The sequence below is a fragment of the Actinopolymorpha sp. B9G3 genome (genome assembly GCF_040120725.1).
In the GTDB taxonomy this organism is placed as follows: domain Bacteria; phylum Actinomycetota; class Actinomycetes; order Propionibacteriales; family Actinopolymorphaceae; genus Thermasporomyces.
Genome location: NZ_JBEEAB010000018.1, coordinates 56910 through 75046, shown reverse-complemented (window position 1 = coordinate 75046; position 18137 = coordinate 56910). Strand labels below are relative to the sequence as shown.

The window sequence follows — 18137 nt, the reverse complement described above, 5'->3', positions numbered from 1 at the left end:
CGTCCAGCCTGATCCACGACACGAGGAGGACGCAGCCCGATCAGCCATGCCCAGATCGAACAGTGGCTGACTGAACGAGTTGAGCCGTTCGGGGTCATCGGATTTCAGCGGCTCGACACCCGCGGGCCATGGCACTGCAACGCGCCGACTACGCCATGAGACTGAACAGGGACGCACAAGTGCGCATGGTGGACCTGGCGACGCCGATCATGCCGCAAGGCAGCCGGGTCGTGTTCGTGACCAGCCATCAGGCGCACTACTTCCACAGCCGGTCGACGATTCCTGAGTGTGAGCCTGTCGCGGCGAGCAAACGAGCGGGTGAGGACGCTCTACGCGGGCGAGAGCAAGATGTTGCGCGGTTTGGGATCAGTCTCGTCGTCGCGAGACGCCGTGCCACGTGTCTGCTCGTGACAAGCCCGCGCCGACGGCAACGCCTACATTCCCGTCGTCAGACTGGGTAACCGTCCTCCAGATAAACGGGAATCCCAGACTCTCGAGCGCTCAACGCTGCTCGCAGCCTCCTGGCGAGATTGTCAGGCAGTGTGGCCGGGAACTCATCGGGCGCCACGAAGCGGTAGGCCTGGATCTCCGACTCCTGCAGGCGAATCGCCGCGACTTGGGCGGCCGTCAGGACGCCGCCATCGAACATGGTCATCAGCCCATCGATAGGCAGCGTCTCAGAGGGAGGCTCCCAGTCGGCTACAAGCAGCTTGCCCACCGTAATCCGCAGACCAAGCTCCTCCTTGACCTCTCGCTCCGCGCCCAGCCGGGGAGGCTCGCCAGGGTTGAGACAGCCTCCGGGGATGTTCCACGCGTCGTCCCACGAGTTTTGCACGATCAGCGGACGACCGGCCTCGTCGAGCAGGAGTGCATCAGCTGCCTCCCGTTTCCGCGCAATCACTTCCCACCACTGCGACTCCGCACCCATGCGAGGACACTAGCCTTGGCAGGCAGGAATCATCGCCTGCGCACAGGCCCACGCTTGATGGCGCCCAGCAGTATGCCGCCAGCTTGGAGGCCGCCGGGAGTCGCCGGTGCTGAGCCGGGCTGGAATTTCGTAGGGATGGTCGGTGGCCGTTGATACCGTCCGCGATCATGTCGAAACCACTCGAAGGATAGGTCGCGCTCGTGATTGGGGCGACGCGTGGAGCTGGTCGAGCCATCGGCGGCGCCGGATGGGTGAGTGCCAGTGCCGCCGCCTCGGCTCGCTCGGACGACGATGGACGCCGGTCCCGCGACGGACGCTGGTTCACCGAGCTGTCGCGGCCAGCGCGGCCATCGTTGCCGATGTCCTATCGCACCGAGCACAATGCTCGCCATGATCGGACGTTTCACTGGATGGCCGAAGGAGGCGTACGACGTCCTACTCGAGCTCGACGGGGACCCGCCGGTGGACGTACGCGAACGATGCCGCAAGGACCGCGAGCAGCTGGTGCGGCAACCGATGATCGCCTTGCTGCACGATGTCGCGGATACTGATCCGGCGTACGACGACTTCTCCGTCGCCGGCTATTACTCGCCAGCGTACGGACGCTGGCAGCACCAGTACGCAACCGTACGGATTGCCCCGTTCGTCGATCTCGGCCTGGGGTTCGATCTCGACGGTCTGAGGGTCCACGGCGGTGGACGATTGTCTCCTGCTGCCCAGATGGAGCGCTATCGGACTGCGGTTGCGGCCGAGGCGAGCGGTGCCGAGCTCGCGGACCTCCTGCGATCCCTGCAGGAGAAGGGTTTCGCGGTCGCGGGTCGCGTCATGAAGCGGATACCCCGCGGATACGCAGTCGGCCATCCGCGGGCGGACCTGCTGCGCCACCGGTCGCTGATCGCCAAACGACCGCTCGGATGCGAAGACTGGCTGCACACACCAGAAGCGGTCGACCGGGTGCTCGCAGCCTTCGCCGAGCTACGCCCGTTGACCTCCTGGCTCGCGAACAATGTTGCCGGCAGCCGGTGAGTCTGCCCGGCCGCGGGCGTCCAGACACCACCTGACGTCCGAAGCCACCGATTGCCCTACTCCGTAGGCGCGAACGCCAGCGTGGGCGAGGGGAGCTTGTCCGGGACAACCTCTCGTTAGCGTTGAGCAGCAGGTGGTCGGCCTCCACGACGATCGACGCTCCCGACACCGGGATTCCGATTGGCCTAGCTACCCGCCGATCCTGACCGCAGCCGACCGAACGGCTTTACGTATGCGCGCCACCCCGGGCCCGGTGTATGTATGTGGATCCCTCGGACGTACACCTCAGGTGACAGGGATCCGACCTTCAGGTCCCGATGCTGCGCACGGGCAGCTATGAGAACGACGCTTGGGATCTGGCGAAGCGGTCGGTCGCAGCGATGACGGCTTCTGTCGTTCCGGTGCCGTGCGTGCCGTGCTCGACGATCACCAGTTCGGAGCCTGGCCACGCGTGGTGCAGCACCCACGGAGCACCGGCGAGTGCGCCGAGGTCGAGTCGCCCGTGCACGATGACGCCGGGGATGTCCTTGAGCACGTGTCCTTTGCGGGCCAGCTGGTCGTCTGCCAACCAGCAGCGGTTGCTGAAGTAGTGCGTGACGAGGCGGGCGAAGGCGAGCTGGAACCGGGGCTCCCACGGCTCGCGCTCGATGTCGCGGCCGGGCGGGACGGTGGCGATGGCGTCCTCCCAGGCGCACCAGTCGTCTGCTGCCTTGCGGTGCACGGCGGGGTCGGGGTCCATGAGCAGGCGGTGGTAGGCGGCCGAGATGTCCTCGCCGGGATCGGGGACGCCGGCGAGGAAGCGCTCGTACGCCTCGGGGGCCAGGGCGCCGAAGCCGCGGATCAGCCACTCGATCTCGCAGTGCCTGCCGGTGGCCACGGCGGTCACGATCATCTCCGAGACCCGCTCCGGGTGGCGCAGCGCGTAGGTGATCGAGAGCACCGAGCCCCAGGAGACGCCGAACAACAGCCACTTGTCGATGCCCAGGTGCTCGCGCAGCTGCTCCATGTCACCGATCAGGTGGTCGGTGGTGTTGGTGGACAGGTCGATCACGGGCTCGCTGGCGTGCGGAGTGCTCCGGCCGCAGTTGCGTTGGTCGAACAAGACCACGCGGTAGACGGCGGGATCGAACTGGATCGGGCTCCCGCACCCCGAGCCGGGGCCGCCGTGCACGACGAGCGCGGGCTTGCCGTCCGGCTTGCCACACGTTTCCCAGTACACGCGGTGGCCGTCGCCGACGTCGAGCATGCCGTGGTCGTAGGGCTCGAGCTTGGGGTACATCCGTCCTCCCATCAGAAATGACAGCACTAACATAAGTGCTGTAGCCCCGTGATTCTCGCCGTGACGTCCCACCCGACGTCCTTGGCGCCCACGCAAACCAGTTCAGGAGAATCACGCGGAACCCGCTCCGATCAGCACCGGCGGACACGGCCTTGCCCTCGCGCACGGCGGGTCATTTGGTCGTAAGCGTCGTCCAGGCGGCGGCTAGGACGTCTGCGGCGGGACGCGTGGCGGGAAGGTCTGGTGGCTACCCTCTGGTGGTAACTGCGGCCGCCGCGAAAGCGCCCCCACCGGAGTGCGTGCGCGCGGCAGAGATGGGACCCCGTACGAACGAGTGATGAGAAGCGGACGGATGGCTGGGACTGTGAACGTGGCGGAGCTGCGGCTGGTCGACTGGAGTACGGCGACCGCCGTGGAGCGCCATCGGATCCTGTCCCGGGGCGGTGACCACGACGGTGTGAGTGAGACGCTTCAGTCTTCGATCGCTGTCATCGTGGAGGATGTCCGCAGGCGCGGGGACGACGCGCTGATCGACGCGCTGGACCGGTTCGACAAGGTGACCCTGTCCGCCGACCGGTTGCGAGTCAGCGAGGAGGAGTTCGCGAACGCCCGCGCTGCGGTGAGCGAGCCGCTGGTCGAGGCTATCCATACATCGATCGCACAGGTGCGGGCGTTCAACGAGCTGATCGTGCAGCGTGCCTCGTGGACAGCTGAGCCTCGGCCGGGACTGGTGGTTGGCGAGCGGGCCACGGCGATCCCCTCGGTCGGGCTGTTCGTGCCCTCCGGCAAGGGCTCCTTCCCGTCCGTGCTGATCCAGATCGCCACCCCGGCCGTGGTCGCCGGAGTGGAACGGATCGTGGTGATGGTCCCGCCCGTGCCCGGCGGCGCCGGCCAGGTCGACCCGGCGACCCTGGTCGCCGCACAAGAGCTCGGGCTGACAGAGGTGTACCGCAGCAACGGCCCGGCCGGGATCGCCGCGCTCGCGTGCGGCACGGAGACGGTCCCCAAGGTGCGGAAGATCGTTGGCCCTGGCTCGCCCGCAGTGGCGTACGCGCAGCTGGAGGTGCAGCGGCTCGGCTGCGTGGTGGAGGTCGGCTTCGGCCCCACCGACGCTCTGATCGTCGCGGATGACAGCGCCGACCTGCGGTGGCTGGCCGCCGACCTGATCAACGAGGCCGAGCACGGGCCCGACTCCTCAGCCGTCCTGGTCTCCACCTCCCGCGAAGTGCTGGAGGCCGTCCGCGCGCACGTCGCACAGCAGCTTGCGGATCTGCCCGAGCCGCGCCGTACGTACGCGGCGACGTCGATCGCGGACAACGGTGGCCTGGTACTGGCCGACAGCCGGGAACAGGCGATGGAGATCGCAGCCGCCTACGCCCCGGAGCACCTGCAACTTGCCGTCGCCGACCCCAACCACTGGCTGCCCCTGACCCGCCACGCGGGCACGGTGCTGCTCGGACAGTGGACCACCTTCGCGGCCTCCAACTTCGCGATCGGCACCCCGGCGACGCTGCCCACCAGCGGGTTCGCGCAGGTCTCCAGCGGGGTGACCGCCAGCACCTACCTGGTGCGGGCAGCGGTCGCGCAGCTGGACGAGGCCGAGTTCCGGCGGCTGGCCCCGGTGGTGACCGAGCTGGCCGGGCACGAGGGGTTCCCCGCGCACGCCGCGACCGTCACCGTCCGACAGAGCGACGGCGCGTAGCGGCCCGTCTCCGGCTGCTGCCGGAGCGCAGTGTGTTCGGCGTTGGTCGAAGGCTCTTGAGACAGCACTCGACCACGTCGACGACTATGGTCGCCCGATGGAGAGGCCACCGCACCGCGTCACAGACCAGGGGTGTGGGAACGGAGTGGGAAAGTGAACGAGATCTGTGTGCTCGGACTCGGCACCATGGGCGGACGGGTGGCCGCGAAGCTCGTGGAGAACGGTCATCTGGTGCGTGGTTTCGACCCGTCGACGACTGCGCTTCGCGCTGCGGCGGCGGCCGGCGTCAAGACCTGCGACGACCCCGCTGATGCGGTCGCGCGGGCCCGCGCGGTAGTGCTGTCACTGCCCGGGCCGGAGCATGTGCTGAGCAGCGTGGACGGACCGCTCGCCGGTGCGGCGACCGGCACCGTGGTGGCCGACCTGTCCACCATCGATCCAGATACGGCACGGCAGGCGGCGCAGCGACTCGCCGTTTGCGGCGTGGAGTACGTCGATGCACCGGTACTCGGCCGTCCCGACAGGTGCGGTGTATGGACGCTTCCGGCCGGAGGTAGCGAGGACGGTGTGGCGGCGGTCCGCGACCTGCTCGAAGGGACCGTGGCGCGTCAGGTACGCCGGGTCGGCGATGTCGGCGCAGGGTCGATCCTCAAGGTGCTGAACAACCTCATGTTCGGTGCCATCAACGCGGTCACCGCCGAGGCACTCAATGCTTGCCGGCTGGCGGGCCTGGACCCTGCGGTGTTCGTCGAGACGGTCGCCGACTCCGGCGCCGGCACAGTGTCCAACCTGTTCAAGGAGCTTGGTCCGCGGATGAGTGTCGCCGACTACGAGCCGACGTTCGCCCTGGCGCTGTTGCAGAAGGACAACAGACTCGCCATGGAGATGGCGCGTCAGGTCGGCGCACCGGCGTTCATCGCCACCGTGGTGGACCAGGTCCATTCGCTCGCGGTGCATCTCGGACACGGTGGCCAGGACTCGGGCGCCGTGCTGGAGCTCTATCGCGCGCTGTCGGCCGACGCCGGGCAGTGACGACGCGGGCCCGTCCGCACTCCAGGAAACCCACCGAGGAATCGGTTGCACGAGAGGAGACACCACCTATGCGGCGTGTCCAGCTCGAGTACGGCACCGGCCATGTCGAGGTCGATCTCCCGGACAGTGCCGTCGTGATTCGAACCGGCGAGCCGCATCGGGAGCCGCGGCCACTGGACGACCCGGTCGAGGCCACGCGGTCCGCGCTCGAGAACCCGCTCGGGTCTGACCGGGTCCGCGACCTCGTCCGCCCGGGGTCGCGGGTGACGATCGCGTTCCCGGACCGCGTCAAGGGAGGCACGCACGCCACCGCGCACCGCAGGGTCGCCGTACCACTCCTGCTCGACGAGTTGGAACGCGGAGGCGTGCGGCTGAGCGACGTTCGGCTGGTGAACGCGATCGGCCTGCACCGGAAGAACACCATGGACGAAATGGCCGAGCTGCTCGGTGAGCACGTCGTTCGACGGATCGGCCCCGAACGGATTGTCAACCACGACGCCGAGGATGCCGAGGGCATGGTCACCCTGGAGCGGTCCGACCACGGCGACGCCGTCGAGGTGAACCGATGCGTCGTGGACTCGGACCTCACGATCCTGGTCGGCCATGCGTCAGGCAACCCGTACGGCGGTTTCAGTGGCGGGTCGAAGATGCCGTCCACCGGCCTCACCGGCTGGCGGTCCATCCGATGCCACCACACGCCGGCGTCGATGACGCGAGGGGACTTCGCTCCGCCGACGACGGGGAGCTACTTCCGGTCTCAGCTCGCTGCCATCCAGCAACGAATGGAGTCGGCGATGCCGCAGCCGTTCTTCACGGTCGACGCCGTGTTGGACAGCCAGTCACGCCAGCTCCGGGTGAGGGCCGGCGCCATAGGTGCCGTCGAGGAGGCGTCGTGGGGCATGGCGACCGAGCGTACCGAGGTCCGCCTCCCAGGGCCGCCAGCAGACGTCCTGGTCATCGGGATGCCGCGCGACTTCCACTACGGCGCCGGGATGGGTACCAACCCGATCCTGATGATGCAGGCGATCGGTGCCTCGGTGATCCGCGCCCGCGCCGCGCTACGACCTGACCCGGTCGTCATCGCGACCTCGATCTGCGACGGCTGGTTCAACAGCCGCGAGTTCCCGCCCTATGCCGCCGCCTACGACCTGCTGCAGTCGTGCCGGCACCCGCACGAGATGACGGCCCACGAGGACAACTTCTGCAACCAGCCGCAGTGGATCTCCGCCTACCGCAACCAGCACGGCTACCATCCGTTCCACGCCTTCTCCATGATCTACATGGGCAGCGTTGCCCGCGACCTGGCGCAGGCTGTCTACATCGCCGGCGCTCAGAGCCCGGAGCACGCGAGGGGGATGGGCGCAACGCCGATCGACTCTGTCGGCGACGCGCTCGCCGACGCGACAGCGCTGGTCGGACGAGATCCACGCCTCATCGTCATACCCGAACTCTCCAAGCCGGCCTACCACCTTGTCACACATGAGGGCACCCGCTCAGCCAGGAATGTCTAGTGCCAGTTGCCGACGGTTTAGCAGGTGGCTGGTGCCGAACGCCGTCGCATCCCGCAACTCCCGCATCGCTATCGCCAGCCCCATCAGCTCACGAACCCGACGCCCCTGCTCCCGAATGGAACCGGGTCCGGAAAGTCCTGTGTTCCGACACCCTGCGCGACCGCGATCCTCACCACCGCCATGGCAAGAGATCATCGCAGGCTCGCACCAAGCATCAGGGAAGTTTGTCAATCCACCTTCCAAGGTGGCGCCGCCGACATACGATCTCGGCGCGCGGGTGCTGGACCCGTGAAGAGGGGGGTCCGATGAACATGTTCGTCCGCGCCATCGCGGGCTTGGCGGTAGCGGGGTCGGTGAGCGTCGCGACCGCCGTACCGTCCTTTGCCGGTCCGACCTACACGGTGACCACGTTCCAGGCAGGCGTCACCTGCACCGGCGCGACGACGAAGGGCGATCCGGTCTTCGCTACGGCGGGCTCGTCCACCGACTTCGGGGACTTCGCCTTCGTGCGGGTCGGTACCGACGACGATCCGCTGGTGGAGGCGTTCGGGACCGGTTCCTGGAACGACGGAAACCTGCGGTTCGTGCTCGACGTCTACAGCCCGGAAGGCGAGTTCGTGGGTACGGGCGACTTCGCGGCCACGACCTCGATCACGGCGCAGACCGAGACCACGGACAACACCCGAAACGGCAACCAGCACGTACGGTCGGAGTCGGTGGCCTCGACGCTCGCCGCTGACGCCACGCTGACGCTCCAGGGCTATGACCTTGGATCGCTGGACTGCACCGGGTCGTCGGTCGAGTCGACCTACCTGCGCAACGCACCCGAGTCCACGGTCCGCTTCGAGCGCATGCTCTTCGACTCGGCCCGCTGTGAAGGCGATGCCGTGGTGGGTGTGTTCGGCCCGGCAGAGGGCGAGTACTTCCTGTCCATGGAGGTCGAGCACGACGGGCGTCAGTACAACCTCTTCGGGCCAGTCGACCCATCAGCCGACAGTTTCACCGCGGTGCTTCCGCTTCGAGACTCCGAGAACGGCGAGTTCGTGGCCGAGCTCCCGGTCTCTGTCACCATGGCCGCAACCGGCGAGACGACAGTCAGTGAGTTGCGGACGTCCATTGCCCGAGTGGTGCAGAAGTACACGCCGTACGACGTCAGCGCGACCGTCGACCTGCCCTGGGGCGCGGCGAGCGCCACCTGCGAGCACCTGGAGATCGTCACCCGTTCCGTGGTGACATCGCCGGAGGGCCCGAAGCCGGCCGGTCCGCTGCCCGTCAACGACCGGCCGGAGGCGGCTACGCCCCTCGTTCTCGACGAGACTGTCCGCGACACGAACCGTGCCGCGGCGCTCGAGGCCGAAGCGGACGTCCCGTGCGCGTGGGCGCCTGTCGAGCGCACCCTGTGGTACTCCGTCGAGGGGAACGGCGAAACCCTCGACATCGACACCGCCGGAAGTGACTTCGACACGGTCGTGGCTGTCTACGCTCTCACCGACGGCGTGATGGAGCCGGTGGTATGTGGCGACGATGACGCGCCGGGCTTCCCATTGCCCGCCTCGACATTGCAGGCGCAGGTGGACCTGCCGACCGTCGCCGGCACGACGTACTACATCCAGGCGGGTGGACTGTTCGGCGACTACGGACGGCTGGTCCTCTCCGCAGCCCCGCAGTCGTAGGGGGTTGTCAGCGGAGTGGGCGAGTCGCCGGACTCACCCACTCCGCTGACCCGAAGTGTCGTGCTCGGTCGACGAGTGAGGCGCAGGTGCGCTGCGAGGATGTGGGCGCGGCCGCTGTAACCACTTGACACAGAGCGGCGCCATTCGGGCTCCGCGCCTGTGCCTGTCTAGCTCTCACCGTTGAGGAATGCGAGGACGGTGGCGGCGAAAAGTGGTGAGACGGCAAGGTTGTAGTGCGTCAGGCCCGGCAGGATCGCCAGCGCGTGACCGCCCTTCGGTCGACCTTCGCCCATCCATCCGCCATCGCGCAGTCCACCATCGAGCAGCTTGAAGACCTCGATGTAGTGGCTCGGCGGCGCCATATCGGCGTCCGCGGCCATGAGGAGAGTCGGCACCTGCAGACTGCGTACGTCGTCGGAGAAGTCGAAGTCCTTGGCCATCGCCTGCCCGATCTTGTCCAGCAGCTTCGGGAAATCCTCCGGGTGTGGCGCTACCCGCTGGTAGAGCTCGTACATCGGCGTGTCCTTCATGAACTCCGCCGCGGCGGCGTTCACCTGGCCCTGCTGTTCGAGCATCTCGGTGGGGATTGCGTTGCGCCAGACGTTCGCGGAGCAGGCGACAAGCTTGCCGACCTTGCCCGGGTGCCTCGCCGCTGTTTGGAGGGCAACCCCGCCGCCCATCGAGTAGCCGACCACGTCGGGCTTGTCCAGCCCGAGGTGGTCGATCAGCGCCGCGATGTCGTCGGCCATCAGGCGTACGTCGATCGGGCGGTCGATGTCGGCCGTACGGCCATGACCTTGCAGGTCGGGAGCGATGACCTGATGACGCTCAGCCAGTTTGGGCAGGGTCGGGCCGAACATCTCCCCGGAGCCCAGACCGCCGTGCAGGAGCACGAGTGGCCGCCCGGAACCGTGGGTTTCGTAGTAGAGCCTGATCCCGTTGACTTCCGCGTAGCTGCCAGACCCTGATGCCTCCGACGTCCACTGCATGCCCACAGTCGTACTCCTTGCAATCCGAAGTTGGCTCGTAACGTACGACAACACAGACCGTGCCCGCAGGCGAAACTCATCGGTGGGCACGCCCCAGGCCTCGGTCGCGGCTGTGAGCAGCGTGACCGGGAACGTTCACCGAGTGGTGACAGCAGAGCAGTGTGCCGATATTCGTTTCGTGCCGTGCGGGAAGCGCCCCTACTGTGGCTCGGTGACGACTCAGGTGATCATTCTCAACGGTGGTTCCAGCTCGGGGAAGTCCGGGATCGTCCGGTGCCTGCAGGCAGTACTGCCGGATCCGTGGCCGGTGTTCGGGTGCGACTCGTTCGTCGACGCGCTGCCCGCGAGAATGCGGACGTCGGACGAGGGGATCACGTTCGCTGCCGATGGCGAGGTGAGCGTCGGGGCGGACTTCATGGCGCTGCAGGCGGCCTGGATGGAGGGCGTCGTGGCGATGGCCCGTGCGGGCGCCAGGGTCATCATCGATGACGTCTTCCTCGGCGGAGCGGGGTCCCAGCAGCGGTGGCAGAAGGTTCTTGGTGGACTGGCCGTGTTGTGGGTCGGCGTCAGGTGTGAAAGGGCGGTCGCCGCAGGCCGTGAGATCGCACGAGGAGATCGCATCCAGGGGATGGCCGCGTTGCAGGCGGAGGTGGTTCACCAGGGGGTGTCCTATGACCTGGAAGTGGACACGACGCATACCGAGTCCCTGGTGTGTGCGCGAACCATCGCTGCCCTCGTCAGCTGAGCGCCGGTCGGCTCCCGGCTACAGGGCCGCCAGCCGCGGGCCGCTCGAGCTGCGGCGGTGCGGACGCGCCCCGGTGGTCGACGGTGACGAGGCGAGCGATGCCTGTGGCAACAAGCTCAGCGTCTCCTCGAGAGCAAGTTGGCGAGCAGAGCATCATTCCCGGTGGCCTTGATCGCGAAACGTCTGACGACGCCTGCCCACTCCTGTAGCGTCCTGCTCACGGGAGCCATCCGAGGCCGAAGCGGTGGTCCCGCACAAAGCTGAGATCCTGATCCCTCATGCTGATGCCGGATGAGGGGTGGATCGCGCGACGCCGGTCATCGGCTTCGCAGGGCAGGTTCGTGGGGGGCCATGCATGGGCGGAATCCATACGTCAGCGGCGGCGTTGAGCCTTCTTCATGGATTCACCTTCACTGTCGGCCGACAGACCATTCCACTGGTCTGGAGTGTGCAGCGGCTGTTCGTCCTTCTCGCCCTCCACGGCAGGCCGCTGAGTCGTGCGCGTGTCGCGGGTGTGTTGTGGCCGGACACGACGTCGGCGAAGGCTGCGGCCAACCTGCGATCGACGTTGTGGCGGGCGCACAAGTCGGCGCGGGACCTCGTCGAGGTGGGCGCGCAGCGAATTGGCCTGGCGAGAGATGTCGCGGTTGACGTCCACGAGGCCGAGGTATGTGCGCGGCGGCTTCTCGACCTTGCACGGCCATGCGACGAAATCCTGACAGTCGGGACGCGCGCATTGCTGTCCGCGGAGCTCCTACCAGACTGGGGCGATGAGTGGCTCACCGTCGAACGCGAGCGCTACCACCAGTTGCGGCTCCACGCTCTCGAGGCTCTGAGTGAGCGACTCAGGCAGTCAGGTCGGTATGGCGAGGCGGTCGACGCGGGACTCGTCGTGGTCTGTGCGGAGCCATTTCGCGAAAGCGCCCATTATGCGGTTGTACGCGCCCATCTGGCCGCCGGGAATCGCTGGGAGGCGTCCCGTCAATACGAACGTTGCCGCGATCTGCTGAGGACCGAACTCGGTCTAGAGCCCTCGCCAGCTCTCCGCGGCCTCTTTTCGTGGCGGGAAACCGGCCGGTCGGAGGGAGCTGTCGGTGAGAACCTACGACAGCGCGCCTGAGGCCTGGCGGATCATGCCTTGGCTCGTGTCCCAGGAGTACGCCGACGCTGACACGGCCTGGTAAATCGCCGAGCGCGCAACCATGCCGCAATCCGCGTCACCAGGAGCAGCACAGTCGATGAACGCGGTGGTGCAGGACGCGGGTGACACCTGCGTGACAGCGCGGTGACGCGGCACTGCCAACCTGCACCGCATGGGGAGCTTTCCGGGGAGCCCGCGCACCTTGCGGGGGGCCATCGTCGCCGTCGACCCGGCGAGCCCGCTCTCCCGCGTGGTGGTCTTCCAGTACAACCCCGACACCGTGACCCGAGCGCTGCGGCCGAGGGAAGCGCCGTCGGACGCACAGGTCGGTGCGGCGGACGCTCACCGGGTGTGGGGCGCGCCGGTCGAGACGATCTCGATGAACGTCGAGGTGGACGCGTCCGACCAGCTCGAGACCGGTGACCCGCTCGCCGCCACGACCGGCATCGCGGGGCACCTGGCGGCCCTGGAGATGTTGCTCTACCCGAGCAGCGTCCACGTCATCACGAACGCCGGCCTGCTGATGGCCGGAACGATCGAGATCCTGCCGCCGGAAGGCCCGCTGACGGTTCTGGTCTGGGGACCGGCCAGGGTGGTGCCGGTCCGACTGGAAAGTCTCACGGTCACCGAGGACGCGTTCGACCCGGCGCTCAATCCGATCCGGGCGACGGTCGACCTGTCGGCGCAGGTGCTGTCGTACAACGACCTGCCCGTCACCGATCCCGGGTACGCCTTGTTCCTCGTCCACCAGGTCCTCAAGGAGACGATGGCCACCGCGGCGGGTGTCGCCGGTGTCGTCTCCGCCGGTGCCGGGCTCGCGGGGGCCTGACATGGCCGCGGGCAGTCGCTACGACGGCGTCGAGATCGCCACCGCGACAGTGCCGGACGGCGCGGGCGGCTCCCGCGAGGTCCGCTACCTCCGCCGGCGGGCGGTGCCCGATCCCGCCGCGGCCGCGCCGATGGCGCTGCACGCGGTGGCGGCGGACGACCGGCTGGACCTCGTCACCGCGCGGTACCTCGGTGACCCGGCGGCGTTCTGGCGGATCGCCGACGCGAACGCCGCACTCGACCCGGACGCGCTGGTCGGGCCGGACGCGGAAGGTGCCCTCCTGGTCATCCCGGTTCCGGGGATGTGAGCCCGGTGCCCGCCCTCGGCCTGCGGCTGACCGTCCTAGCCGGTCCGACGATCCCGGTACCGCTGCCGGCTCCGTTCACCGCCCGGCTGCGTTCAGTCGTGGTGACCGAGAACGACGAGGAGCGTTCGGTCTTCACGTTGACCTTCGATGCCGGCCGGTCCGCCGCGGACGGTGCGCTCGACGTACCCGGGCTGCAGTCCTCGCCGGTCGCGGCGTTCTCCCGGGTCGTCGTGGTGCTCACCTTCGGGCTGGTGCCGATGGTCCTCCTGGACGGGATCGTGACCGAGGTCCGCCTGACTCCCGGCGACCAACCAGGCGGGGCCACGCTCGACGTCACCGGCGAGGACGTGTCCTATCTCCTCGACCGGGAGGAACGTGACACCGAACACCCGGCACTCGACGACTACCCGCAGGTGCTCACGATCCTCGCGCCGTACGCGGCGAAGGGCATCGTGCCGATGGCACTGCCACCGGTCGACTTCGACCCGCCGCTCCCAATCGACCGGGTGCCGACCCAGCACGGCACCGATCTGGCGCACCTGACCGAGCTCGCCCGCCGGCACGGGTACGTCGCGTACGTCGTTCCCGGGCCCGCGCCGGGCACCAGCACGTTCTACTGGGGTCCGCCGGTCCGGGTCGGGGTTCCGCAGCCGGCGCTGTCGGTGGACCTGGGTCCTGAGACGAACGTGTCCGGGATGAGTTTCCGGGTCGAGGCGCTCGCACCGGCGACGGTCAGCGGTGCGGTCACCGACCGGCGCACGGGTGCCGCGACCCCGGTGCGCAGCCCGGCGAGCCTGCGGCCTCCACTGTCCGCTCTCCCGCTGCTGGCCACCCACGCGGGCGACGTACGCCAGCGCCGGTTGCGGGACGCGAGCAGCAACACCGTCGGCGCGGTCGCCCGCGCGCAGGCGGAGGTCGACCGGAGCGCCGACGCCGTGATCGCCGAGGGAACCCTCGACGGTGCGCGGTACGGAGGTGTGCTCCGCCCGCGCGGTCTGGTCGGCGTCCGCGGTGCGGGGTGGTCGCACGACGGCCTCTGGTACGTACGGAAGGTGGAGCACGAGTTGTCCCGCGGCTCCTACCACCAGAGGTTCGAACTCACCCGCGACGGCCACGGATCGACCGTGCCGGCAGTGCCGGTCGGGAGGGCGGGCTGATGGCCACGTTCTTCGGCAAGTACCGCGGCAAGGTCGAGAACAACATCGACCCGATGCTTCGTGGGCGGGTGCAGGTGTCGGTGCCCGCGGTACTCGGTGACGGGCGGATGAGCTGGGCCGAGCCGTGTGTGCCGTACGCCGGGTCCGGGGTCGGCTTCTTCGCCGTCCCGCCGGTGGGAGCGGCGGTGTGGGTGGAGTTCGAGGCGGGCGACCCCGACTACCCGATCCTCGCCGGCGCCATGTGGAACGCGGGTGAAGCGCCGTCGCCAGGGCTGCCGGACGTCAAGGTCTGGAAGACGGGGGCGGTCACGATCACCCTCAGCGACCTGCCCGGTGCCGGTGGCGTGACGATCGAGGTCGGGTCGCCCGCCGTTCCGGTGCCGATGAAGCTGGCCATGACCGCGAGCGGCATGGAGCTCTCCATGGGTGCGGCCAGCGTCAAGCTCACCGCCGCCTCGGTGTCAGTCAACGACGGCGCACTGGAGGTGATCTGATGCCTGGCTTCGGCGTCCAGCAGGGCGCGACCGTCCTGTGCGCGCACGGCGGGCAGGCACAGCCGACCGTTCCCCACCCGCGGGTGAAGTTCGGCGGGGCGGCCGCGGTGGGCTTGGCCACGCCATGGACCGTCGCCGGATGCTCCTTGCCGCCGGCCGCAGGCGGGCCCTGTACGGCCGCCATGTGGGCGGTCGGCAGTACCCGGGTGATGTCCATGGGCCAGCCGCTCGTGATCCAGGGCGGGACGGCGACCTGCGTGCCGACCGGGGTGCCCCTCAACGTCGTGGTCGCCCAGCCACGGGTGAAGCTCTCATGACCCGCGGCGGTCGGCATCTGGCGTTCCCGCTCCGCCTGGACGGGCGGGGACGGATGGCGCTGGTCGACCTCGACGCGTACCTGCGCGGGCTGGTCGAGTCCGTCCTGTTCACCCGTCCGGGTGAACGGGTCAACCGGCCGGACTTCGGCAGCGGCGTGAGCGCGCTGGTGTTCGCTCCCAGCGGGGACGAGTTGGCCGGCGCCACCAAGGCGCTCGTGCACGGGTCCCTTCAGCACTGGCTGGGCGACCTCCTGCGGGTCGAGGACGTCACGGTCGAAGCCGCGGAGTCCACGCTGGCCGTGACGGTGACGTACGCCCCGCTGGTCGGCGGCGCGGTGGCGAGCCGCCGCACGCTCACGGTCACCGGACCGCCCGGAGGTGCGCCGTGACGACGCCGTACCCCGACCCGAACGACGCGCGCACAGGCGTCACCCTGACCACCGCGGTGGACGTCGACGCCCGGCGGGCGTTGGTCGAGGGGACCAGCACGCCGGCCCTCGACGGCATCGACGCGATCGAGGTGCTCGCCAACGCCCCCGGAACCCCTGGTTTCGTGGCGGGTGCGCCGCGGCAGCGCACCCTGCTGGTGCGTCTTCTGCGGGGCCCGGTGCCGGCAGGACTGGGCGCCGACGAGGTGCTGGTGCTCGGTGGGGTACGCCCGGACCCGCTGGTCAAGCCTGTCCGAGTGGAGTGGGCGTACCCGGCGGACGCGCTGGCCGGAGGTGAGTCCTCGGCACCGGTCGACCCGCTCCCGGGCGTGACGCCCGCCGACCGCAGGCTGGTCGAACGCACGACGGGGGCGGGTGAGCGGGCAGGGGTCCTGGTCATCCGTACGTCGTCCAGTGGTGACTGGTCGACCTACGTGTTGAAGCTGCTCGGGCCGGGCGGGGTGGGTGTCCCCGACGGCTTCGACGAGCCGCTCGCCCAGGCCGCGTTCACGTTCACCGTGGACTGCCCGTCCGACCTCGACTGCCGGATCGACCTGGCCTGCCCGCCGGTCGAAGCGACCTCGCCGGTGCTCGACTACCTCGCCCGCGACTACGACGCCCTGCGTACCCGGCTGCTGGACCGGGTGGCCACCCTGGTGCCGGACTGGACCGACCGCAACCCGGCGGACCCGGGCGTGATGCTGGTGGAGCTGTTCGCGGCGATGGGGGACCGGCTGGCCGCGTGGCAGGACGGGGTCGCGGCCGAGGCGTACCTCGGCACCGCCCGGCGGCGGACGTCGGTACGCCGGCACGCGCGGCTGCTCGACTACCGGATGCACGACGGCTGCAGCGCGCGCACCTGGCTGGTCCTGACCAGTGCCGCGGACGTCGTCCTCCCCGCCGGGACACCGGCCGCCGACGCACCCGACCCGTCGAGCCCGCCCGCGACCGGTCCGGTGACTGCCGTCGATGTGGTGGAGAGCGGCGGAGTCGTGTTCGAGACATGTGCGACGGTGCGCGTGCGCCCGGCCCGCAACCAGCTCTGGCTGCACTCCTGGGGCGACCCGGAGCACTGCCTGCCGGCCGGCGCGACCTCGGCGTTCGTGGCGCGCGAACCCGGCGACGCCGACCCCGAGCTGAGAGCGGGCGACGTCCTCGTCCTCGCCCCGCTCGGCCCGGACGGCTCCGTGCTCACCGGGGACCCGACCCGGCGGCACGCGGTTCGGCTGGACCGGGACCCGGTCGTGCACACGGATCCGCTGTCGGAGCGGTCGGTGGTGCTGGAGCTGCACTGGTCGGGTGCGGACGCTCTTCCCGTTCCGTTGCCGGTCGCCGAACGTGCCGAGGACGGCAGCGCCCGGGTCGTGGCGGTAGCCCTCGCGAACGTCGTCCTCGCCGACCACGGCGGCACCGTTGCCGGTGAGCGGCTCGACCCTCCCCAGGTCCCGGTCGGTGCGACCTACCGGCCACGGCTACGACGTATCGGTCTGGCCTGGGCGGATCCGTCGCCCGTCGTCCTGGCAAGTGCGGCCGGGGCCCTGGTGCCGGATCCGCGGACGGCTGTCGCCGAGCTGGAGCTGGACGACGACTCCCGGACCTGGTTGCCCCGACCGGACCTGCTGGCCAGCGGCCGGCTCGCGGCCGATGTGGTGGTCGAGACGGAGTCCGACGGAGCCAGCCGGTTGAGGTTCGGGGACGGGGTGTCGGGCCGTCGTCCCGTCGCCGGCACGACGCCGACCGCGACGTACCGGCTCGGGGGTGGCACGGCCGGCAACGTCGGACCCGGAACGCTGGCCCGGCTGCTGTCTCGCCCGGGTGCCACCGTGCCCGACGGCCTGACCGTGACGAATCCGCTGCCGGCCGTCGGTGGTGTCGACGCCGAACCGATCGCCGAGGTCCGCGAACTCGCACCGCACGCGTTCCGCACCCAGCTGCGCGCGGTGACCTCGGACGACTACGCCGCGGTGGCCATGCGCGACCCGGCGGTGCAGCGGGCGGTGGCCCGGCGCCGTTGGAGCGGTTCGTGGTACGCCCAGGAAGTCACCGTCGACCCGAGAGCCGACCGGGCCGGCGACCCTGCCGTGCCCGCGGCGATCTCGGCCGTCCTGGAGGTTCGCCGGATGGCGGGGGTCGACGTGGAGCTTGCCCGGCCGGTGTACGTACCCCTGGAGATCGTGCTCGGCGTGTGCGTGGCGCCGGGCTATCAGCGGGCGGACATCGCCGCCGCACTCGCACGGGCGTTCTCCGCCGGTCGGTTGCCTGACGGTCGCCGCGGCTTCTTCCACCCCGACAACTTCACGTTCGGCCAGTCGCTGTTCCTGAGCGACGTCGTCGCCACCGCGATGGCGGTGCCGGGGGTCGCATGGGTGGACGTCGGGGACGACGGCACCGGCCTGCGGTTCCGGCGGTTGGGCCGCGCACCGGCCGGCGAGGTCGCTCGGGGTCGGATCGACGCCGCGGCCCGTGAGGTGCTGCGGGCGGACACCGACCCGAGCAATCCGGAGAACGGCCGGTTCACCCCTCTGCTGCGGGGGCGAGCGTGAACGCCGGTTGCGGGTGTGGCGGCGGCTGCGGGTGTG

The 18137-nt window shown here is 69.5% G+C and carries 17 protein-coding genes; 14 read left to right on the top strand and 3 right to left on the bottom strand.

Annotation, left to right across the window (positions count from 1 at the left end; translation table 11 throughout):
* Positions 1–448: 448 nt before the first annotated feature.
* A complete protein-coding gene (locus tag ABNF93_RS26100) occupies positions 449–928 on the bottom strand; it encodes an NUDIX domain-containing protein (RefSeq protein ID WP_349330828.1) in 480 nt (159 codons plus the stop codon).
* Between the two features lie 390 nt (positions 929–1318).
* Between ABNF93_RS26100 and ABNF93_RS26095 the strand changes: the two genes are divergently transcribed.
* Positions 1319–1954, top strand: coding sequence for a DUF2461 family protein (locus ABNF93_RS26095; RefSeq protein WP_349330827.1), 636 nt, complete (start codon positions 1319–1321; stop codon positions 1952–1954).
* A 334-nt stretch (positions 1955–2288) separates the two neighbouring features.
* Here ABNF93_RS26095 and pip read toward each other — a convergent pair whose 3' ends face one another.
* Entirely contained in the window at positions 2289–3233 is a 945-nt protein-coding gene (gene pip / locus ABNF93_RS26090; RefSeq protein ID WP_349330826.1) for a prolyl aminopeptidase, read from the bottom strand.
* Between the two features lie 352 nt (positions 3234–3585).
* On the opposite strand from pip, the gene hisD reads away from it, so the two are divergent.
* From hisD to ABNF93_RS26070, 4 genes are all read left to right on the top strand, one after another.
* Complete coding sequence (gene hisD, locus ABNF93_RS26085; protein ID WP_349330825.1) at positions 3586–4935, top strand: histidinol dehydrogenase; 1350 nt, start codon at positions 3586–3588, stop codon at positions 4933–4935.
* A 153-nt stretch (positions 4936–5088) separates the two neighbouring features.
* Positions 5089–5967, top strand: a complete 879-nt coding sequence (locus tag ABNF93_RS26080; protein ID WP_349330824.1) for an NAD(P)-dependent oxidoreductase — start codon at positions 5089–5091, stop codon at positions 5965–5967.
* A 68-nt stretch (positions 5968–6035) separates the two neighbouring features.
* The gene (locus tag ABNF93_RS26075; RefSeq protein WP_349330823.1) at positions 6036–7478 is read left to right on the top strand and encodes a lactate racemase domain-containing protein; all 1443 of its coding nucleotides are present in this window, start codon (positions 6036–6038) and stop codon (positions 7476–7478) included.
* Positions 7479–7783: 305 nt separating this feature from the next.
* Positions 7784–9151, top strand: coding sequence for a hypothetical protein (locus ABNF93_RS26070; RefSeq protein WP_349330822.1), 1368 nt, complete (start codon positions 7784–7786; stop codon positions 9149–9151).
* Positions 9152–9318: 167 nt separating this feature from the next.
* Here the strand turns inward: ABNF93_RS26070 and ABNF93_RS26065 are convergent, their stop codons facing one another.
* Entirely contained in the window at positions 9319–10140 is an 822-nt protein-coding gene (locus ABNF93_RS26065; RefSeq protein ID WP_349330821.1) for an alpha/beta fold hydrolase, read from the bottom strand.
* A gap of 211 nt (positions 10141–10351) precedes the next feature.
* Here ABNF93_RS26065 and cpt point away from each other — a divergent pair, with 211 nt between their 5' ends.
* From cpt to ABNF93_RS26020, 9 genes are all read left to right on the top strand, one after another.
* Positions 10352–10885 (top strand): chloramphenicol phosphotransferase CPT, encoded by a 534-nt coding sequence (gene cpt, locus ABNF93_RS26060; RefSeq protein WP_349330820.1) that lies wholly within the window; start codon positions 10352–10354, stop codon positions 10883–10885.
* 355 nt (positions 10886–11240) lie between these two features.
* Positions 11241–12005: an AfsR/SARP family transcriptional regulator gene (locus ABNF93_RS26055; protein WP_349330818.1), complete on the top strand. Its 765-nt coding sequence runs from the start codon at positions 11241–11243 to the stop codon at positions 12003–12005.
* 193 nt (positions 12006–12198) lie between these two features.
* Complete coding sequence (locus tag ABNF93_RS26050) at positions 12199–12855, top strand: hypothetical protein (RefSeq protein WP_349330817.1); 657 nt, start codon at positions 12199–12201, stop codon at positions 12853–12855.
* Position 12856: 1 nt separating this feature from the next.
* Positions 12857–13162, top strand: a complete 306-nt coding sequence (locus ABNF93_RS26045) for a LysM domain-containing protein (protein ID WP_349330816.1) — start codon at positions 12857–12859, stop codon at positions 13160–13162.
* Between the two features lie 5 nt (positions 13163–13167).
* On the top strand, positions 13168–14319 hold the full coding sequence (locus ABNF93_RS26040; RefSeq protein WP_349330815.1) for a hypothetical protein: 1152 nt from the start codon (positions 13168–13170) through the stop codon (positions 14317–14319).
* Complete coding sequence (locus ABNF93_RS26035; protein WP_349330814.1) at positions 14319–14813, top strand: phage baseplate assembly protein V; 495 nt, start codon at positions 14319–14321, stop codon at positions 14811–14813. Before ABNF93_RS26040 ends, ABNF93_RS26035 begins: the two co-directional genes overlap by 1 nt.
* Entirely contained in the window at positions 14813–15130 is a 318-nt protein-coding gene (locus ABNF93_RS26030) for a hypothetical protein (RefSeq protein ID WP_349330813.1), read from the top strand. Before ABNF93_RS26035 ends, ABNF93_RS26030 begins: the two co-directional genes overlap by 1 nt.
* Positions 15127–15519 (top strand): GPW/gp25 family protein, encoded by a 393-nt coding sequence (locus ABNF93_RS26025; RefSeq protein ID WP_349330812.1) that lies wholly within the window; start codon positions 15127–15129, stop codon positions 15517–15519. The genes ABNF93_RS26030 and ABNF93_RS26025 overlap by 4 nt, the downstream gene beginning before the upstream one ends.
* Entirely contained in the window at positions 15516–18101 is a 2586-nt protein-coding gene (locus tag ABNF93_RS26020; protein WP_349330811.1) for a putative baseplate assembly protein, read from the top strand. Before ABNF93_RS26025 ends, ABNF93_RS26020 begins: the two co-directional genes overlap by 4 nt.
* Positions 18102–18137 lie beyond the last annotated feature (36 nt).

Bases quoted from the DNA above. Each gene is read 5' to 3' on its own strand.
- ABNF93_RS26035 (WP_349330814.1), top strand. From the start codon at position 14,319: ATGGCCACGTTCTTCGGCAAGTACCGCGGCAAGGTCGAGAACAACATC.
- ABNF93_RS26075 (WP_349330823.1), top strand. From the start codon at position 6,036: ATGCGGCGTGTCCAGCTCGAGTACGGCACCGGCCATGTCGAGGTCGAT.
- ABNF93_RS26030 (WP_349330813.1), top strand. From the start codon at position 14,813: ATGCCTGGCTTCGGCGTCCAGCAGGGCGCGACCGTCCTGTGCGCGCAC.
- ABNF93_RS26100 (WP_349330828.1), bottom strand. From the start codon at position 928: ATGGGTGCGGAGTCGCAGTGGTGGGAAGTGATTGCGCGGAAACGGGAG.
- ABNF93_RS26045 (WP_349330816.1), top strand. From the start codon at position 12,857: ATGGCCGCGGGCAGTCGCTACGACGGCGTCGAGATCGCCACCGCGACA.
- ABNF93_RS26025 (WP_349330812.1), top strand. From the start codon at position 15,127: ATGACCCGCGGCGGTCGGCATCTGGCGTTCCCGCTCCGCCTGGACGGG.
- ABNF93_RS26065 (WP_349330821.1), bottom strand. From the start codon at position 10,140: ATGCAGTGGACGTCGGAGGCATCAGGGTCTGGCAGCTACGCGGAAGTC.
- ABNF93_RS26050 (WP_349330817.1), top strand. From the start codon at position 12,199: ATGGGGAGCTTTCCGGGGAGCCCGCGCACCTTGCGGGGGGCCATCGTC.
- ABNF93_RS26095 (WP_349330827.1), top strand. From the start codon at position 1,319: ATGATCGGACGTTTCACTGGATGGCCGAAGGAGGCGTACGACGTCCTA.
- pip (WP_349330826.1), bottom strand. From the start codon at position 3,233: ATGTACCCCAAGCTCGAGCCCTACGACCACGGCATGCTCGACGTCGGC.
- ABNF93_RS26070 (WP_349330822.1), top strand. From the start codon at position 7,784: ATGAACATGTTCGTCCGCGCCATCGCGGGCTTGGCGGTAGCGGGGTCG.
- hisD (WP_349330825.1), top strand. From the start codon at position 3,586: ATGGCTGGGACTGTGAACGTGGCGGAGCTGCGGCTGGTCGACTGGAGT.
- ABNF93_RS26055 (WP_349330818.1), top strand. From the start codon at position 11,241: ATGGGCGGAATCCATACGTCAGCGGCGGCGTTGAGCCTTCTTCATGGA.